The following is a 16,016-nucleotide window of genomic DNA, read 5'->3' as shown; positions in this document are numbered from 1 at the left end:
GGCCCGCCCGGAATCAGCCTGCCCCAGGCCGGGTGGACTCACGCGCGCCGGGGGAACACCAGTTCCGCGCGCAGGCCGCCTTCAGCACGGTTCGCCAACTCCAGGCCGCCTCCATGGGCCTCCACAATGACCTGGACCAGGGCCAGCCCCAACCCTGCGCCGCCGAGGTTCTGCGTCCCCTGCCCCCGCTGGAAGGGCTGCGTCAGACGCGGCATTTCTTCCTGCGGAATCCCTGGACCCACGTCCTGCACGGTCAGGCGGGCGACCTCGTCGTCGGCCCCGCAGGAGACGTGGACCGCCGAACCCGGCGGGCCGTACTGGATGGCGTTCTGGATCAGGTTCCCTGCCGCCAGCACCAGCGCGCCCAGGTCCCCCGTGGTGGAGGCGTCGTTCAGCGTCACCTCCAGGGACATGTGTTTCTTCTGGGCGTCCGTGGCGTGGAGTTCGGTCGCCATCAGCGTGACGTCCGCCAGGTTCACCACGTGGCCCCCGGGAGGTCGGGTGGCCCGGGCCAGCTCCATCAGCCGGTGGGTGAGGGCGCTCATGTCCTCGCTGACGTCCCGCACCTGGGCGAGGGCCTCGCGGTACGCCTCGGGGGAGCGCTCCCGCTCCAGGGCCAGCGAGGCCGTGGCGCGGATGACGCTGATGGGGGTGCGCAGCTCGTGGGCGCTGGCATGCGCGAAGAGCCGCTCGCGGGTCAGGAGCGCGTCCAGTTTGCCCAGCATGTCGTTGATGGTGCGGGTCAGCCGGGCCAGTTCGTCCGAGCCGGGGGCGACGGGCACCCGCTCGCCCGGCTGGCCGCTGCGGGCAATCCGGGCGGCGAGGTCCGAGACCTGATCGACCGGCCGCAGCGCGCGGTCAGCGAGGAGGTAGCCGACCAGGAGCGCCAGCAGCAGCAGCAGGGGCACGCCCAGCAACTCCAGGCGCAGAATCTGCCCCAGGGCCGCCCGCACCCCCGCGTCCGACTGCGAGGTCTGAATCCAGCCCCCGGCCGTCTTCAACACGAAGACGCGCTCCGCACCGACCTGAAACGTTCCCGCCCCGGGAATGAAGCCCACCCGGGACGGCCCCCAGTCCACTTCCTGGCCCCCGGCGCCATACACCGTCATGCGGACGGGTTGCTGGCGATTAATGGCGTCCAGGGCGGGATTTTCCTTATGCGGCGACTTCCGGTCGGCGCTCAGGCTCATCTCGGCCTGCTTCTGCGCGTACACCCGCAGGGCGTCGTCCAGCCCGGCGTAGAGTGTGTGGCGGAACGCGGCGTAGCTCAGGGCGCCCGCGATCATGAGCAGGAGGCCCAGCAGGGCGGCGTAGGTCAGCGTGAGCCGCCAGCGGAAGGTCAAGGCCCCACCTCGCCGAGGCGGTCGCCGTGCCCGCGCACGGTGAGGATCATGCCCTCCCCCAGCTTGCGGCGCAGGTTCCCCACATCCACGTCCACCACCCGGCTCTCCACCTCCGGCTGGGCCGGGTGGAGGGCGAAGCCTTCGAGCAGCTCGAACCCTCTGGGCGTGAGGGGGACCGTTCGGACCTGTCACTCGGCGCCTCAGCACATGCACCTGGCAGCCGCCCGGCGGCGGGGCAGCGTTGCCGGGCGGCCCCGCCGAGCAGAGGACCAGGGCCGAGAGGCGCGCGCGCAACTCGCGGAAATCGAAGGGCAGGCTCAGGTGGTCGTCCCCGCCGATGTCCGATGCCGTCAGCCGGGAATTCACATCGGTCCGTGTGGTCGGGACGAGGATCGGGGTGGCGTCCCCCTCCTCCCGCAGTGGCCGGACGACCCCGAAGCCCGCGTCCTGTTCTCCCCCCCGGCATCACGTTCAGGATGAGGGCGTCGAACTCGCCCGCGGCAGCCGAGGTGTGGCCCTCACCCGCCGACGTGACCTCCTGCACGCCGTGCCCGGGTTCCTGCAAGCCCGCCGCCACCGGTGCCCGCAGCCGCTGGTCGTCTTCGGGGAGCAGCAGGCGCATGGCGGCAGTGTAGGGGGCGAGTGTAAGGAAACGGCAAAAGCGCGGGGGAGCAGCCGTCCTCGACACCCCGGCGGTGATGCCTCCCACGCGGCCCCCGGGGGCCGCTACAGTCACGCAAGATGACCCTTTGTCCAGAATGGAGCGCCCCATGACCCTCCCGGATTCGCTGCGGGCCCAGACCGTGCTGGCCGACCTGCAGACCATCGTCGCGCTGGCGGAGAATGACACCGGGCTGCGGGTGGTCAGCGTCACGGTGGACCTGTTGGCGGTGACGTCACGCTCCGGGGGTGCGGGCGTGCCGGAGCCGGTCACGAAACTGGTGCCCAAGGACTTTCTCACCGGGGACATGACCCGCGCCGACACGCAGCGCCTGACCTTCGTCCTCAAACGCCGGGGGGCCGCGCCTCACTTCGACGCGCTGCCCGCCCATCTCAAAGAGGCCACCCGCATCGTCCGGACGGGCCTGCAAGCCCTGGCCGGGCTGGAGGCGTCCTTCGAGGCCAGCGCGAAGATCGAATTCAGGTTCGAGCTGACGAGCGAGGGCAAGTTCAACTTCATCCTCAAGGTGGGGGCCAAGAGCGTCGACACCCATACCGTGACGCTGGAGGTCACGCCCACGGCATGACGTCCGCACCCATCGTGACCCTCTTCCCACTGCTCGTGCCTCCCCGGCACCCGCGTCTGGAGGCGCTGGGGGAGGCGCACCGGGTGCTCGCGCGCGTGCCCGACCCCGTGCCCGCGGTGCCCGCCATCGGGGTGCGCACCGAGCCGCTGAGCGACGAGAACGGCGTGTTCGAGGCCGGGGCCGCGCACCTCGGCGCCCGGGTGGCGGACGCCAAACTCTTTCCCGGGCTGACCCTGCTGCACGAGGTGGGCCACGCCCTCGACTACTGCGTCCTCGGGGCCGAGCAGGGCTGGGCGAGCGAGGGCGCGAACCGGACCCCGGCCCAGGCCGGGGCGTGGACCGCCTTCGACACCGCCGTCCAGCAGTCCACCACGTGGCAGCTCCTGCAGGCCGCACGTCGCGAGGACCTCGACACCGAACTCCTGGCGGCGTACCTGCTCAAACCCAAGGAGATCTTCGCCCGCGCCTTCGCCCAGTACGCCGTGAGCGGCGCGCCGGAGTCCCCGCTGAACATGGACATCACCCGGCTGGCCGGGCGGCGGCCCCCACAGCAATGGCCTGAGGACGACTTTGCTATGCTGAACCACGCTCTCCAGAGGGTGCTGCGGGCGTACGGAGGTGTGACGTGACCGAGACCTTGACCCTTGACCAGGCCTTCCACACGCTGGAGGAGAAGCTGGAGACCTCCGGCGTTCAGGAGACCACCGCCCGCCGGTACGCCCAGGAGTTCGTGGAGGAGTTGCAGGCGGGGCGGTCCCTGAGCTTCGCGGACGTCGGTGAGCTGCGGTGGCAGGGCGACCACGTCGTCCTCGTGAAGGACTTAGAAAGCCACCAGGCGGTCGCCGAACGGCAGCCTTTCCGAGACGTGAGCGCCAGCGAGTCCTCGGTGCCCTCCCAGGCACTCACGGTTCGGCGGGAGGCCAGCGTGCGCCGCCTGATGGAGGGCGGATACTCACGGGACGAGGCGCTGACGGCGCTGAGGACGGCCGAGAAGTACCTCGACCGCTGAGGGTGGGGGCCACGGTCAGGCCCGACGCACCGCCCAGGTGAAGGTGCTGCCCTGTCCGGGCGCCGAGCGCACGCTCAGGTCCCCCCCCATCGCCCGGGCGAGTCCACGGGCGATGGTCAGGCCTACCCCGCTTCCCTCTCCCGGGGTCCGGGCCGGGTCCGCCCGGAAGAAGCGCTCGAACACCCGGTCGAGGTGCTCGGGCGCGATGCCGCTGCCCGTGTCCGTGACCGAGACATAGACGTGGGCTCCCTCCGTCTGGGCGGACACCCGGACCGTTCCGCCCGGCGGGGTGTGCCGCAGGGCGTTGCGCAGCAGGTTGGCGAGGATCTGCTGCGCCCGCTCGGGGTCTGCCCGGATCGTCAGGGGACCCGGGGGCAGGTCCACCTGAAACGCGATCCCGCGGTCCTCGAAGGCCAGCGCGAAGCGGTCCTGGGCCTGTGACAAGAGTTCGGCCAGGGGGATGTCCCCCACCTTCAGCTCCACCCGACCGGCCTCCACCCGGCTCACGAGGCTGAGGTCCTGCACCAGCCGCTCCATGCCCGCCACCTCCCGCGCGATGGCCTCCAGGGCCTGTCCGGCGGGCAGGACGCCGTCCTGGGCCGCCTCGGCGTAGCCGCGCACGGCGCTGACCGGGGTGCGCAGCTCGTGGGCGACGTTGCCGATCAGCTCGACCCGCGTCTGCTCGACCCGTTCCAGGGTCCCCGCCATGCGGTTGAAGCTGCGCGCGAGGTCGGCGAGTTCGTCCTGCCCGGCCTCCGGCAGCCGCCGCGCGTACTCCCCGCTGGCGATGGCGCCGCTGCCCGACTGCAGGGCGCGCACCGACGCGGTGACCCGCCGGGCGGAGGCCCAGGCGATCCCGGTGGCGACCAGCAGGGCCAGCGGCAGGGCCGCGAGCAGGGCGCGCGTCAGGGTGCCGCGCATCCCCCCGGTGAGGTCCCCGCGCAGCCGCCCCCCCTCCGGGCCGATCAGCCGGATCATCTCGTCCACGTGGTGCCCGATAAAGGGCTGGGCGGCCACCTCGGCCGCCAGGAGCAGCACGGCGGCCGTCACCGCGACACACATCAGGTGGTTGAGCAGCAGGCGGGGAAACAGGCGCATGTCAGTCCTCCCGGAACCGGTAGCCCAGCCCGCGCACCGTCTCGATGAAGGTGGGCGCGTCCGCGTCGTCCCCCAGCTTGCGGCGCACGGCGGTGATGTGCACGTCCACCACCCGGGTCACGCCCGGGAAGTCCGGACCCCACACCCGCTCCATCAGCCGCTCGCGCGACCAGACCAGGCCGGGGTGCTGCGCCAGGGTGGCGAGCAGGTCGAACTCGGTGCGCGAGAGGGCCAGCGGCTGGCCGTGCAGCGTGGCGGCGCGGCTCCTGAGGTTCATCGTCAGCGGACCAGCCTGGATGTGGTCCTGCACCCCGACGCGGCGCAGCAGGGCGCGGACGCGCGCCACCACCTCGCGGGGGCTGAAGGGCTTGACGACGTAGTCGTCGGCCCCGGCGTTCAGGCCCCTGAGGCGGTCCTCCTCCTCGCCCCGGGCGGTCAGGAGCAGGACCGGCAACTGGGGATGCTCCCGCCGGGCGTGGGCGGTGAGTTCCACGCCGGTCATGCCGGGCAGCATCCAGTCCAGGATGGCGACGTCGGCGCGGGCGAGCCGGGGCAGCGCCGCCAGCCCGTCGTCCTCGGTCTCCACGCTGTGGCCCTCCGCCACCAGGTAGGCCGTGAGCACCTCCAGGATCGCCGGATCGTCGTCCACGATCAGCACCGTGGCCATAGGTTCCCCTGGTTCCCGGGCGCCTTCACCGGGTGCCCGAGTAGCCGCCGGTGCAGGCGGCCCCGCGCTCGGGTGTGGTCGGACCCTGCTCGTAGCGGTCGAGGAAGGCCCGGATGCGGGCGTCGCCGACCCCGTCCACCGGGAGCTGCGCGCCCCACGCGGTCAAGACCACCGGCGCGGTCTGCTGCCCGTTCGGGGAGACGAGGACGTGCGTGCGGCCCTGGGCCAGACCCGCCAGGGTTCGGACGTCCTCCGGGGAAAGGGTCGGCCCGTACGTGATCCACACCGCGCCGTGTTCCAGGCTGTGCACGACGTACTCGTTGTACAGCGCCGACGTGTACACGCCGCAGTTCTGCCAGGACGGGTTGTGGGGCCCCCCGGCGGGCGGCGTCTGCGCGTACACCAGCCGGCCCTCGCGGTGATCCCCCGCCTGGAAGGTGAACTTCTGCACCCCGGCGAGGTCCCGTGAGGAGCAGGCCGCGAGCAGGGCGGGCAGGACCAGCCCCAGGACCCGGCGCGAACGATCACGGGCGGGCGGGGAAGAGGTGGTCCGGTTCATGGGCGCTCCACTGGGGTGGGCTCGGCTGCGGGGGAAGAGGGGCCGACCAAGCGGCCAGCCGGTCGCGTGTCCGGTCGGTTGCGAAGCCGCAGCAGCATCACGATGCTGACCAGGATGAGCGGAATGCTGATCAGGTGGGTGTCGGTCCACAGGCCGATGCCGGGTGCGTTGGGCCCCTGGTTGAGGTACGACTTGAGGGTCAGCGGATTGAGGCGGAAGGTCTCCTCCAGCCCGGCGCGCAGGATCGAGTACCACAGCCAGAACTGCCAGAAGGCCCACCCCGCCTTGCGTGAGCGCAGCCAGAAGTAGGCGGCGACTGAGAGGATGATCCCGATGAAGACCCCGTAGAGCTGGGTGAAGTGGACGGGGGCCGTCATCACCAGTTGCCCGCCGATCTCCTGGCAGTAGCGCGAGAGGTCCAAGTCGGGGTTGGGGTTGCGCACGCACATGCCGTCGTGAAAGGCGCGCGCCCCGTTGGGCCAGCGGTAGCCGATGGGCCAGCCCGTGACCCGTCCCACCGTGTCGGTGCCGTTCATGATGTTGCCAATGCGCCCGCCGATGATGCCGAAGGCCACACCGGGTACGAACAGGTCCGCGTACTCGTAGAAGTTGAGCTTGTAGCGCCGGGTGTAGTAGATCAGCACCAGAATCCCGCCGATCAGCCCGCCGTGGATGGAGATGCCTCCGGCCCTCAGGTTGACGATGTCCAGCAGTACGCGCGGGAAGGGGATGCCCGCGAACTGGTCCCAGGAGGTTGCCACGAACACGATCCGGGCGCCTACCAGCCCCCAGATGATCATCCACAGGATCATGTCGTTGAAGAGGTTCACGTTCAGGCCACGGTCTCGGGCCATGCGGGTGCCCACCCACACGCCCGCCACGATGCCGAGCGTGATCAGCACGCCGTACCAGGCAATCTTGAAACTGCCGATTTGAAGGAATACCGGGTCCACGCCACCTCCACGGCCGGGACAACCCACCCCAGCCTGTTCTGAAGCTACGCAGAACCTGTAAAGCTCGTGTAAAGCTGGGGGCAGGAGGCGCACCCTGGCCGCCGGGTGCTGGCCGGACCCCTCCTGAACGGGGAGGCGGCCACGCCCGAACAGGGGTTCAGCCCCACCTTCAGGTTTCACTCACCTGGACGCGTTTTACACGAACTTTACACACCCACTCTAGCCTGTGGCCATGAAGCGCAACCCTCTTCTGATCGCCGGCACGGCCGCCCTGCTCACTGGACTCGCCCTCGCCCAGGGCAGCATGGGCGGGATGGACCACAGCCAGATGTCCGGCAACACCATGTCCGGGATGACCATGCAGATGGACATGAGCGGCCTGGAGAAGCTCCAGGGCAAGGCGTTTGACCGCGCGTTCCTCAGCATGATGATTCCGCACCATCAGATGGCCGTGGACATGTCGCGGGCGGTGCTGCCGCTGAGCAAGGACACGACGGTGAAGACCTGGGCGAACACCATCATCAAGGACCAGAACCGTGAGATCGCCCAGATGAACACGTGGCTCAAGACTTACGGGGGCAGCGACGCCCGCATGGCCAACATGATGAAGAGCAGCATGAGCGGCATGGCCGACGCGGTGAAAAAGGCCAGGAATCCCGACGTGGCGTTCGTGCAGGGCATGCTGCCCCACCACTCCTCGGCCATCGACATGGCGCAGATGGCGCTGGAGAAGAGCAGCGACGCCCGGGTCCTCAAGCTGGCCCGCGACATCGTCACCGCGCAGGCCGGGGAGATGTACAGCTTCCGCCAGTGGCTGATCAAGCGCGGCGCTTAACGTCCCTCACCCCAGACCTGGCCCCGAGCGGGGCCAGGTTCTTTTCCGCCAACCGGTCGGCGCGCCCCCGGCCCGTCTTTACGCCATCTTTACAATTATGGGGCAAGCTGCCGGGCGTTCATGACTGCCAAGTTTCTTCTGACCCTCACCCTGACGTGGCTCGGCCTCGCCGCGGCCGCCACGGTCACCGTGCAACCCGGCGACACCCTCACCCGGCTGGCGGTGCGGCACGGCACCACCGTCCAGGCGCTGGTCCAGGCCAACCCCGGGCTGCGGCAGGGGACCCTGCGGGCCGGGGCGCGCCTGACCCTGCCCGCCGTTTCCCCGGCCCGCGGGTGGACGGTGCGGCGCGGGGACACGCTCTCCCTGATCGCGAAGCGCCAGGGCACGACCCTGGCGGCGCTGCTCGCGGCCAACCCCGGCCTCGATCCCCAGCGGCCGCTGCGCGTGGGTCAGCGCCTCCTCCTGCCGGCCAAGCCGGCCGTCACGCGCGCGCCCGGCACCCCCACGGTGCGCGCGGCGTCCATCCGGGTGACGGCCGTCATGCCCGTGCAGGGCCGCCTGACCACCCCCTTTCTGGAGCGTCACCCCAGCGTGGACCTGGCGGCCCCGACCGGCACGCCCATCCGGGCCGCGCGGCCGGGCGTGGTGACCGAGTCGCGCTTCGACGCCCAGAGCGGCTGGGGCTGGACGCTGCTCGTCGACCACGGGGACGGCATGACGACCCGCTACAGCCACAACAGCGCCAACCTCGCCCGGGTGGGGACGCGGGTGGACGCCGGTCAGGTGATCGCGCGGGTGGGGAGCACCGGGAACAGCACCGGCCCGCACCTGGACTACCGCGTGACGGTTCAGGGAACGCCGGTGAATCCGCTGAGTCTGTACTGAGCCGGGCCCAGTTCGACCCCGCCGTCCGGAGCGGCCCGGCGACCGAGCCGCCCGCCCAATGTGCAGGCCAGCAGCGCGAAGGGTGGAAGGGCCAGACGTTCCAAGTTCCCTCTCCCTGGGCCGCTTGGCCGGATCAGGGCGTGCCCCCGGTTCCGGGCAACGCTGCCCCCCTCACCACACCATGTTCCATTCGCCGGACGAACTGCTCGAACGACAGCACGGGCAGAGCCGCGCTCGAAAGGGAGTAGGCGACGGAATCGTGGTTGAAGACGATGAAGCCCTCGACCTCCCAGTCCCCCGGCGGGAGGCCGAAGTGTTCCAGGATGGCCGGTAGATGCTGCCGCACGTGGTGGACGCGCCGCTCGTGGCGCTCCACGATGGAGCGTTCCGTCGCGGTTCCGCGCTCCAGCCGCTCGAAGAGGGCGTGGGTCTCGGCGGCGGTGCGCGCCACCGCGAAGTTCTTGCACTCCACGCAGTACACCCTGCGCCGCACGTCGTCCACGACGAAGACGTCGATGTCGCCGAGGTCGAGGCCGTGCTCGTCCCGCAGGCGCACCCTTCCGAACACCTTCGCCTGCTCCTGGACATGCCAGAAGCCCAGGGCCCTCAGGAAGGCGGCCACCTGCTGGTTGAAGGCCCGCCCCCGGCTGCGGTTGACCTCCCCGAGGAGTTGCCGCAACTCCACACTGTCCGCTTTGAAGCGCCCGCTGTGCAGCAGGTCCAGCAGGTAGTGTGAGGCGGACGCGGCGGCCCGGGGTCCCCACACCACCTGGGGGGTGGCCTCGCCCTCCAGCAGGAGGACCGGGCGGCGCAGGGAGGACAGCCGGCGGTTGAAGCGCCACGGCTGGACGTCCTCGGGACGCCAGGGCCTGGGCGGACGCAGGAAGTGGGGGCGCGGCGTCAGGCTCAGCGTGTCCAGCAACGCGCGCACCTTGCCCTCGTCCCAGCCCAGGGCCCGGGCGAGGGTGCGGAGAAAGTCGGGGAGGGGCATCTGCCGCGGGAGCACCCCGCTCCCGGGAAGAGCGCTGACGGTGTCGAGGAATGCCAGCGTGTCCCCCAGCGTCCAGCCGGTCTCGCGCTCAAAAGCCGCGTCCAACAGAGCGCGGTCCGGCAGCTCGTCCCCTGGGGCGAGGTCACCGAGGTACGAGCGGGCCAGGCTCAGGGACTCGCGCGTGACGTCGTCGAACATGTTGGCCTCGAAGGCCGTCCTCGCAGGTTCGTACGCGCCCCGGTCGGAGGCGAGGCGACCGGACGGCAGGATCTCGGCGGTGACGTGCGCCAGCCGGTGGAAGGCGAGGTCGCTGTTCGTGCCGAAGGCGTGGATGAGGGCGGCGAGCGCGATCAGGCGGTCATACAGTTCCAGGGTCGGCGCGTCTTCCCCCTGCGGTGGCTGCGCCGCCAGGTACTCGATCACGAACCGCGACGCGATGGCCGTGCGGTTGTTGCGGCCGTACTCCTCACGCAGGCGTTGCTGCGTGATGGGGTGACCAGCGTAGCAGCGGCGGGTGAAGTCGAACGTGAACTGGCGGCTGGCCGTCTGCTGAACCGTCGCCTCGTGCTGCCGCACGAAGTACGGCAGGGCTCGGCCGGCGTCGAGCGTCCCCGCGAGGCGAACGAACTCCCCGTACAACTTCCCCACGGCGGCGTTGAGGAGCGCGGGGGCATCGGCTCCCTCCCGGAGGGTGCCCACCGGAAAGTCTGCCCCCAGGGCGTTGGCAAGGAAGTCGAGCGAGCGGCTCTCCTGGTGTTCCTGCAAGACCCGCGCGCGCGGCAGCTCGTCGCCCCCGAGCAGGACCGGCACGTCGCGCAGCACGCTGATCTTCTTCTTCGCCGGGTCGCCCATCACGCGGGCGATGGCGGCCTCCAGGTCGGGTGAGGCGCTGAGGAGCCCGTGGGCCACCATGACCTCCCCGAGGGCGCCCAGCACCCTGCGCATCAGGGTGCGCTCTGGAAGGTTGTCCGGTGTGGTGAAGTTGGCCGTGAACGTCTCGTCCACCTGCAACAGCACCGAGCGGCCACGAGGGTCGGGCAGGACGCGCAGGCCAGCCAGCGGCGCCTCCGGGTCGGGGGGGAGTGTGGAGACCGGCAGGATCACGACCCGCAACAGGTGCGGTCCAGCCTCCGCCAGATCCTCTTCGAGGTGGGGGGCGAGCTGCCACAGCCAGAACGCGAGCGTCTCGGCGATCAGCGGCAGGTTCACGTCCAGGGCCTCCTCGTGCTGGGCCACCACCCAGATCCGCAGCGCGTCTCCCTCGGCCAGCAGGTTGATCAGGCCGCCGCGCAACATCTCCAGCGACTGGAAGAGGGCGACGCCCGGATCACGGTGGTAGTTCGTGACCCGGGTCCAGACCGGACCGTACGGCACGCCGTGGGCGGCGAGCTCGGCGCGCCGCTCACGGCGGACGTTGCCCGCGCCGCCCGGCATCAGGAACAACCCGGTGGGCGGCGCGTGATCGGACAGGTAGAAGCTGTGCCCGTGGCGCCGGTACGCGTCGAACAGGTCGAGCGTGCCGACCAGGCCCAGTCGGTGGCGGCGATACAGGTCACCCACCGCCTGCGCGAAATACAGCAGGCCGAGCGGGTCACGCTCGAAGTCGTACGACATCATCTCCAGGTCCGAGGCTCCCACGCTCAGGGCATAGGCGGTCTCGGCGCCGAGCGCGGGCAGCAGCGCCACGTTCCCGATGCCCTCGAAGACGACCAGCGAGAAGACCTGTGAACGCGACCCTTCGGGGAAGGCGCTGAGCAACGCCTGCAACGCCGCGTAACTTCCGTCGAGCTGCGGTTGCAGCGCACTCAGGTCGGAGGGCTCGAACAGCTCGTGCGGGCGATAGTTGCGGAAGGGATCACCGACGAGCGCGAGATGCAGCACCTTGTCGCCGTCAATCTCGAAGGCCCGGGTGCGGACGAGCGGAGTATGGACGCCCGCGAACGCCACCAGCGGCTGAACGATGCCCATGCGCCGCAACGAGACCTGCACGCCCCGCCAGGCGAGGTCGTAATACACGGCCTCAAGGGCCGCCGTGAAGGTGTTGGGGGTCAGCAGGAGGTGACGCGCCGCGCGCAACACCTGCCCGACCGGAAAGAAGACGTACGCGTCCCCACTGGCGACCAGGGGCTGGTGGGCGAGGAGACCCCCGTCCAGCCCGGGTTCCCCGACCGGGCCGCTGCCCTGGGCCACGATGAACGGCGCGAGGTCACCCACGTCGAGGCCGCGGTCGGTGAGCACCCCGGTGAGGTCGAGCTCCGTATAGGTCACGGCGTCCTTGAGGCGCTGAAAGCCCTCGTCGTCGGGCAGATACACCCCGTGTTCATGGGCGCCCGCCGTCAGGTGCTCGGCGCCGCGGCGGTACACCTCGTCACTCAGGGTGAGGAGGGCCAGGCAGGAACGGACCGCGCGGTGAAGTTCCGGCGTTCCGCCTCCCCGCCGGAGCAGTTCCAAGGCGCCCGTGAGCAGCAACTCCAGGCTGTGCACGGCCTCCTCCTCGATGCCGGGAAACACCACGAAGTCCCCGGCCGGCACGACGAGGTGCTCGGTGGGGGCGTTATCGGAGGGGTCTTCCATGAGGGAGAACCCCGAAACGGCGCCCGCCGTCTGGATCAGCCCGAGGAACTCCTCCCGGGAAGGGACGCGCCCATCCTCCGATGACGGCAAGGACAGGGCGGCTTGCGTGAAGGCGCTCAGGCGCAGGAGCCGGCCAGCGTTCCGGGGGTGGAGCTGCGCGGCGGCGCCTCCCCGCAACAACTCCAGCGGCGAGAACCGCGCCAGCTCTGTTTTGTAGGTGTTCCAGTTCGTCATGGTGTTGGGTTCAGCAGAGGAGAACAGAAGGCCTCCCCCTGAAAGGTGAGCGTGCCGGGCCGGACGCCGATAAGCGTTCCGGTTAATCCGTTACCGAACCGGGAGAGCACCGGTTCGTCCACTCCACCACCGGAACGCTTTCTTTCCTTCTCCCTTCGGTCGGGCAAATCTGTTGCGCCGCAACAGATTTGCCGGAATTGAGACATGCGGCCCCTCCCTGAAGTGGCGACGCGGGGGCCGGAAGGCCAGCCTCCCGGCGGAGGGCCGCCTCACGGGCTCCCGGCCACCCCTCCGACCGTCCGCGCCTCTCCTCGCGTCCCACACGGCGCGGAGGGGACGGCTGCCGGGAACCGGGGGACTGGATGACGAGCAGCGGGCGCCCGGGGCACGTGCCGGGCCCCACCAACACCTCGTCACGCCACAGCGCCCAGCCCGGGGGGTGCCCGCCCCTCACTTCCCGGCGCCGCCCACCGCTCCGCCCGCGGTGATTCCGGTCACGAGGGCCTCCCGGATGCCCCGCGCGATGCCCACCGCCATGCGGTCGAGGTAGTGGCCGTCCCGGAGGTTCAGGCCGTCGACCGGGTGACTCGTGTACCCGATCTCGATCAGCGCCGCAGGAATGCGGCTCCCCCGCAGCACCGCCAGCGAACGGTCATTCTTCAGGCCCCGCGAGAACGCGCCGGTCACCCCGGTGACGTTCTGCTGGATCAGGGCCGCGAGGCGCCCCGACAGCGGGTGGTTGCGGTTCCACCAGGTCTCCACCCCGTAGCCCCGCAGCGCGCTCGCCGTGGGCAGGGCGTTCACGTGGATGCTTAGGAAGAGCTGGGTGCCGGGCGTGCCCAGCGCCGCGCGCCTGTTCAGGTCGGCGGCCTTGTCGGGCGCGAGTTCGCGGTCCGTCTCGCGGGTCAGCACCACCTCCACCCCGGCCGCGCGCAGCAGGTCACGCACCCGCCGGGCCACGTCCAGGGCCACCTCCTTCTCGACGACCGCGCCGACGCCCCCGGGGTCGCGGCCGCCGTGCCCGGGATCGATCACGACGCGCGGCTTGGCCAGGCTCGTGCTCAGGGCCAGGATCGCCGTCCCCGGGGACACGGGCGTGGCGGGGACGGCGGCCAGCACCCGCTCCCGGGCGGGCAGCGGCGTGAGGTCCGCCAGAGCCGGGGAGAGGTCGATGGCGAGCCGGGAGTGGTCCGAGCCGTCCAGTGGCGGCACGAGCTGGGCCCGCCAGCCGCCGCGCTCGGTCAGGGGCGCGGCGGTGGCCAGCGTCACGCTCACGCCCTCCCCGGCCGGCTCGTAGCGCCAGGCCCGCACCTCGGGCGTCACGTTCTGCGCGGAGAGGGCGGGCGCGCTCACCCCGGTCAACTCCACGCGCAGGCCCACCCTGCCGGGCACCAGGCGGTAGCGGGTGCCCGGCGGCAGGTCCAGCACCACGCGGGTGAGGCCGGGGTTTTGGCCCAGCCGGGGCGGGGCGAGCGCGGCGCCCACCCGGCGCGCTCCCCGGGCCTGACCCGTGAGGGCGCTCGGCTGGCCGCCCTCCTGCCCGGGCAGGGGGGGAGGCGGGGCGGGCGGAGTGACCTGCGAGGTGGCGGACACCACGTCGCTGGGCGGCAGGCCCGCCGGAAGGGGTATTGGGGCCGTCGCCGGGCTGGACGGACGGGAGGAGGCGGCTAACGTGACCCGGTCGTTCTGGGGAGTGCCCGGCGGGAGACCCCCAGATGGAGGGGCGGGGCGGACCCGCGCCCGGAGCCCCGCCCCCGCGCCCCCCACCAGGGTCGGCCCGAAGTCCAGGAGCAGGACACGCCCCCCACCCGCCAGCGTCGCCTCGCTGGCCCGCCACCCGTCGGAAAGCGAGAGCGGGAACGGCGTGACCAGCAGCACCTGTTGCCCGGACGCCCGGTACCCCGTGACGCCGGGGCCCAGACCCACGCGTGTCTGGGGCAGCACCCGCGCCCCGACCACGTCGACGCGCAGTCCCCCGGCGGTGGGGGTGAGGCCGTACGTCACGCCCCGGCCGAGGTCGAACACCACGCGGGTCTTGCCGCTGTCGCTGCTGGCGCGGGGCTGGCCGAACGTCACGCCGGCGCCCCTGGCCGTGCCGGGCGTCACGTCCTGCGGGGTGGGGGCCGCCCGGGCCACAGGGACGGGCGGCGAGGAACTGGACGGCGCTGCCCAGGCCCCGGGCAGCCCACAGGAGAGCAGGGAGAAGAGGGCGGCCCGGGTTGTCCAGGCGGCAGGTCTCGGCGTGACATCCTTGGGGCGCACAGTTCACCTCTGGCAGCTTCGGTGTTCGGCGAATTCAGGCGGGCTGACGGGGCACCGGGGCCGGGGCGCGGAGCAGGTCGGGCAGCGCGCGGGCCCCCGTCCCGGGACCCTGCTCCAGCACCCAGCCCGGCCAGAGGCCGCGGGACGGCCGCCCTGACTCCGGGGGAAAGATCGGGTGTTTCCGCCCCCGGGCAGGCCAGGATGACCTCCAGGGGTCAGCCCGTGCCCCCAGCCGCCAGACAGGGCGCGGGCCTCCCCGGGCCGGTGCGGAACAGGAGCAGCCATCATGGACTCGCAGCAGCATACCGGTGCGGGCTGACAAAAACCTTGCCGCCCGCTAGCCCAACGGCGGGCACCGGGCGGACCCTCGGCCCCAACGGCGCTGAGGAACTGTCCGGTTGGAAAGCCAGCGGGCCGTTTCCGCGACGGGAATGGCCCGCCCGGGACCCGCACGGCCGCCACCTCCTGGTCGTTCTCGCGGAGCTTCAAGGGCCGGTACACGCCGTCCTCGGGAGAGCACCCGAGCTCGGCGGCGATGTCCTCCAGGCGCCGGGCAGCGTCACCCGTCCGGATCAGCACGGAGGGGACGAAGCAGGGTTTCCCGCCACGGTCCCCTAGGCCGACCTGCCGGAATCCGGTGACGGGCTGCGGGTCCCGCAGCCCCAGGGAACGGCCCAGGAAGGCGAGGCGGTCACGAGATTCCGTGAGGCGAGTCCAGGGCCGACGGTGAGTTCGGTCATGGGGTCTGCGCGAACGGAAGGAAGGCGAGGCCGAGCAGCCATCCGGTGAGGGCCGCGAGCGTGACGGCACCCGCCACCAGCGTCACGCTCCAGTCTAGGACGCCGGTAAGGGCGAGGGTGGTCAGCACGAGCACGAACAGGGTGGCCGGAACCAGGGCGGCGAAGGCCTGAACGGCGTGCGCCCGCCCCGCCGAGGGGCGCAGCCAGGCGTACCCCCCGTCCGTGAGCAGGCCGGTCACGATCAGCGCGGGGAGCAGGGTGTAGTTGGCGTGGACGAGCAGCATCAGCGCCGAGCGACGAACAGCACCACGCCGGCCAGCAGGGCGGCCTGCACCAGCACGCCCGCCACACCAAGGGCCGTCCCGAGGTCACCCATCAGCTCCCCCGCCTCGGTGAGCGGGTTGGCGAAGGTGGTGAACAGGGTCAGGAGGGACAGCCGCAGCCCCAGGGACGCGGGGGCAGGCCACGGGGCCCGCGTCTCGCCGCGGGCGAGGGCCGCTCCACCGAGGAATGAAGTGACGCCTTTTTCAAGGCGCTGGCGGTGAGGACCACCAACACCGCGGGTTGTTTCGGGTGCTCGCGCACCTTCACTCGAGTTCGCGCGGCGCGTGCTCGC

14 protein-coding genes are annotated in these 16,016 nt (G+C 71.5%); 5 read left to right on the top strand and 9 right to left on the bottom strand.

Going from position 1 to position 16,016, the window contains the following annotated elements:
- Nucleotides 1-38: 38 nt before the first annotated feature.
- The gene (locus DAERI_RS03030) at nucleotides 39-1,343 is read right to left on the bottom strand and encodes a sensor histidine kinase (protein WP_103128016.1); all 1,305 of its coding nucleotides are present in this window, start codon (nucleotides 1,341-1,343) and stop codon (nucleotides 39-41) included.
- Nucleotides 1,340-1,492, bottom strand: a complete 153-nt coding sequence (locus tag DAERI_RS03025; protein WP_103128015.1) for a winged helix-turn-helix domain-containing protein — start codon at nucleotides 1,490-1,492, stop codon at nucleotides 1,340-1,342. The genes DAERI_RS03030 and DAERI_RS03025 overlap by 4 nt, the downstream gene beginning before the upstream one ends.
- 621 nt (nucleotides 1,493-2,113) lie before the next feature.
- Between DAERI_RS03025 and DAERI_RS03020 the strand changes: the two genes are divergently transcribed.
- The 3 genes from DAERI_RS03020 to DAERI_RS03010 are packed head-to-tail and all read left to right on the top strand — an operon-like array spanning nucleotide 2,114 to nucleotide 3,599.
- Nucleotides 2,114-2,590, top strand: coding sequence for a hypothetical protein (locus DAERI_RS03020; protein ID WP_103128014.1), 477 nt, complete (start codon nucleotides 2,114-2,116; stop codon nucleotides 2,588-2,590).
- The gene (locus tag DAERI_RS03015; RefSeq protein ID WP_103128013.1) at nucleotides 2,587-3,219 is read left to right on the top strand and encodes a hypothetical protein; all 633 of its coding nucleotides are present in this window, start codon (nucleotides 2,587-2,589) and stop codon (nucleotides 3,217-3,219) included. The genes DAERI_RS03020 and DAERI_RS03015 overlap by 4 nt, the downstream gene beginning before the upstream one ends.
- Nucleotides 3,216-3,599 carry a hypothetical protein gene (locus tag DAERI_RS03010; protein ID WP_103128012.1) on the top strand — a complete coding sequence of 128 codons (384 nt, stop codon included), beginning with the start codon at nucleotides 3,216-3,218 and terminating at the stop codon, nucleotides 3,597-3,599. Before DAERI_RS03015 ends, DAERI_RS03010 begins: the two co-directional genes overlap by 4 nt.
- A gap of 15 nt (nucleotides 3,600-3,614) precedes the next feature.
- Here DAERI_RS03010 and DAERI_RS03005 read toward each other — a convergent pair whose 3' ends face one another.
- Genes DAERI_RS03005 through DAERI_RS02990 form a run of 4 tightly spaced genes read right to left on the bottom strand, consistent with a single transcriptional unit; the run spans nucleotide 3,615 to nucleotide 6,876 of the window.
- Nucleotides 3,615-4,697 (bottom strand): sensor histidine kinase, encoded by a 1,083-nt coding sequence (locus DAERI_RS03005; protein ID WP_103128011.1) that lies wholly within the window; start codon nucleotides 4,695-4,697, stop codon nucleotides 3,615-3,617.
- A 1-nt stretch (nucleotide 4,698) separates the two neighbouring features.
- Nucleotides 4,699-5,364, bottom strand: a complete 666-nt coding sequence (locus tag DAERI_RS03000) for a response regulator transcription factor (RefSeq protein ID WP_103128010.1) — start codon at nucleotides 5,362-5,364, stop codon at nucleotides 4,699-4,701.
- A 25-nt stretch (nucleotides 5,365-5,389) separates the two neighbouring features.
- Nucleotides 5,390-5,923 (bottom strand): thioredoxin-like domain-containing protein, encoded by a 534-nt coding sequence (locus DAERI_RS02995; protein ID WP_103128009.1) that lies wholly within the window; start codon nucleotides 5,921-5,923, stop codon nucleotides 5,390-5,392.
- Nucleotides 5,920-6,876, bottom strand: coding sequence for a prolipoprotein diacylglyceryl transferase (locus DAERI_RS02990; RefSeq protein WP_164973353.1), 957 nt, complete (start codon nucleotides 6,874-6,876; stop codon nucleotides 5,920-5,922). Before DAERI_RS02990 ends, DAERI_RS02995 begins: the two co-directional genes overlap by 4 nt.
- Nucleotides 6,877-7,108: 232 nt before the next feature.
- Here DAERI_RS02990 and DAERI_RS02985 point away from each other — a divergent pair, with 232 nt between their 5' ends.
- Together DAERI_RS02985 and DAERI_RS02980 are read left to right on the top strand one after the other, a co-directional pair.
- A complete protein-coding gene (locus DAERI_RS02985; protein WP_103128007.1) occupies nucleotides 7,109-7,711 on the top strand; it encodes a DUF305 domain-containing protein in 603 nt (200 codons plus the stop codon).
- Between the two features lie 120 nt (nucleotides 7,712-7,831).
- Nucleotides 7,832-8,599: a LysM peptidoglycan-binding domain-containing M23 family metallopeptidase gene (locus DAERI_RS02980; protein ID WP_103128006.1), complete on the top strand. Its 768-nt coding sequence runs from the start codon at nucleotides 7,832-7,834 to the stop codon at nucleotides 8,597-8,599.
- Between the two features lie 133 nt (nucleotides 8,600-8,732).
- Here DAERI_RS02980 and DAERI_RS02975 read toward each other — a convergent pair whose 3' ends face one another.
- The 3 genes from DAERI_RS02975 to DAERI_RS02965 form a co-directional block, all read right to left on the bottom strand.
- Nucleotides 8,733-12,398 carry an anti-phage protein Upx-like protein gene (locus DAERI_RS02975; RefSeq protein ID WP_103128005.1) on the bottom strand — a complete coding sequence of 1,222 codons (3,666 nt, stop codon included), beginning with the start codon at nucleotides 12,396-12,398 and terminating at the stop codon, nucleotides 8,733-8,735.
- Between the two features lie 450 nt (nucleotides 12,399-12,848).
- Complete coding sequence (locus tag DAERI_RS02970; RefSeq protein WP_103128004.1) at nucleotides 12,849-14,660, bottom strand: N-acetylmuramoyl-L-alanine amidase family protein; 1,812 nt, start codon at nucleotides 14,658-14,660, stop codon at nucleotides 12,849-12,851.
- A 736-nt stretch (nucleotides 14,661-15,396) separates the two neighbouring features.
- Nucleotides 15,397-15,684: a hypothetical protein gene (locus DAERI_RS02965; protein WP_103128003.1), complete on the bottom strand. Its 288-nt coding sequence runs from the start codon at nucleotides 15,682-15,684 to the stop codon at nucleotides 15,397-15,399.
- Nucleotides 15,685-16,016 lie beyond the last annotated feature (332 nt).

The sequence above is a fragment of the Deinococcus aerius genome (genome assembly GCF_002897375.1).
In the GTDB taxonomy this organism is placed as follows: domain Bacteria; phylum Deinococcota; class Deinococci; order Deinococcales; family Deinococcaceae; genus Deinococcus; species Deinococcus aerius.
Note: the sequence above shows the minus strand (reverse complement) of the source record. Positions and strands in the feature narration are given on the sequence as shown.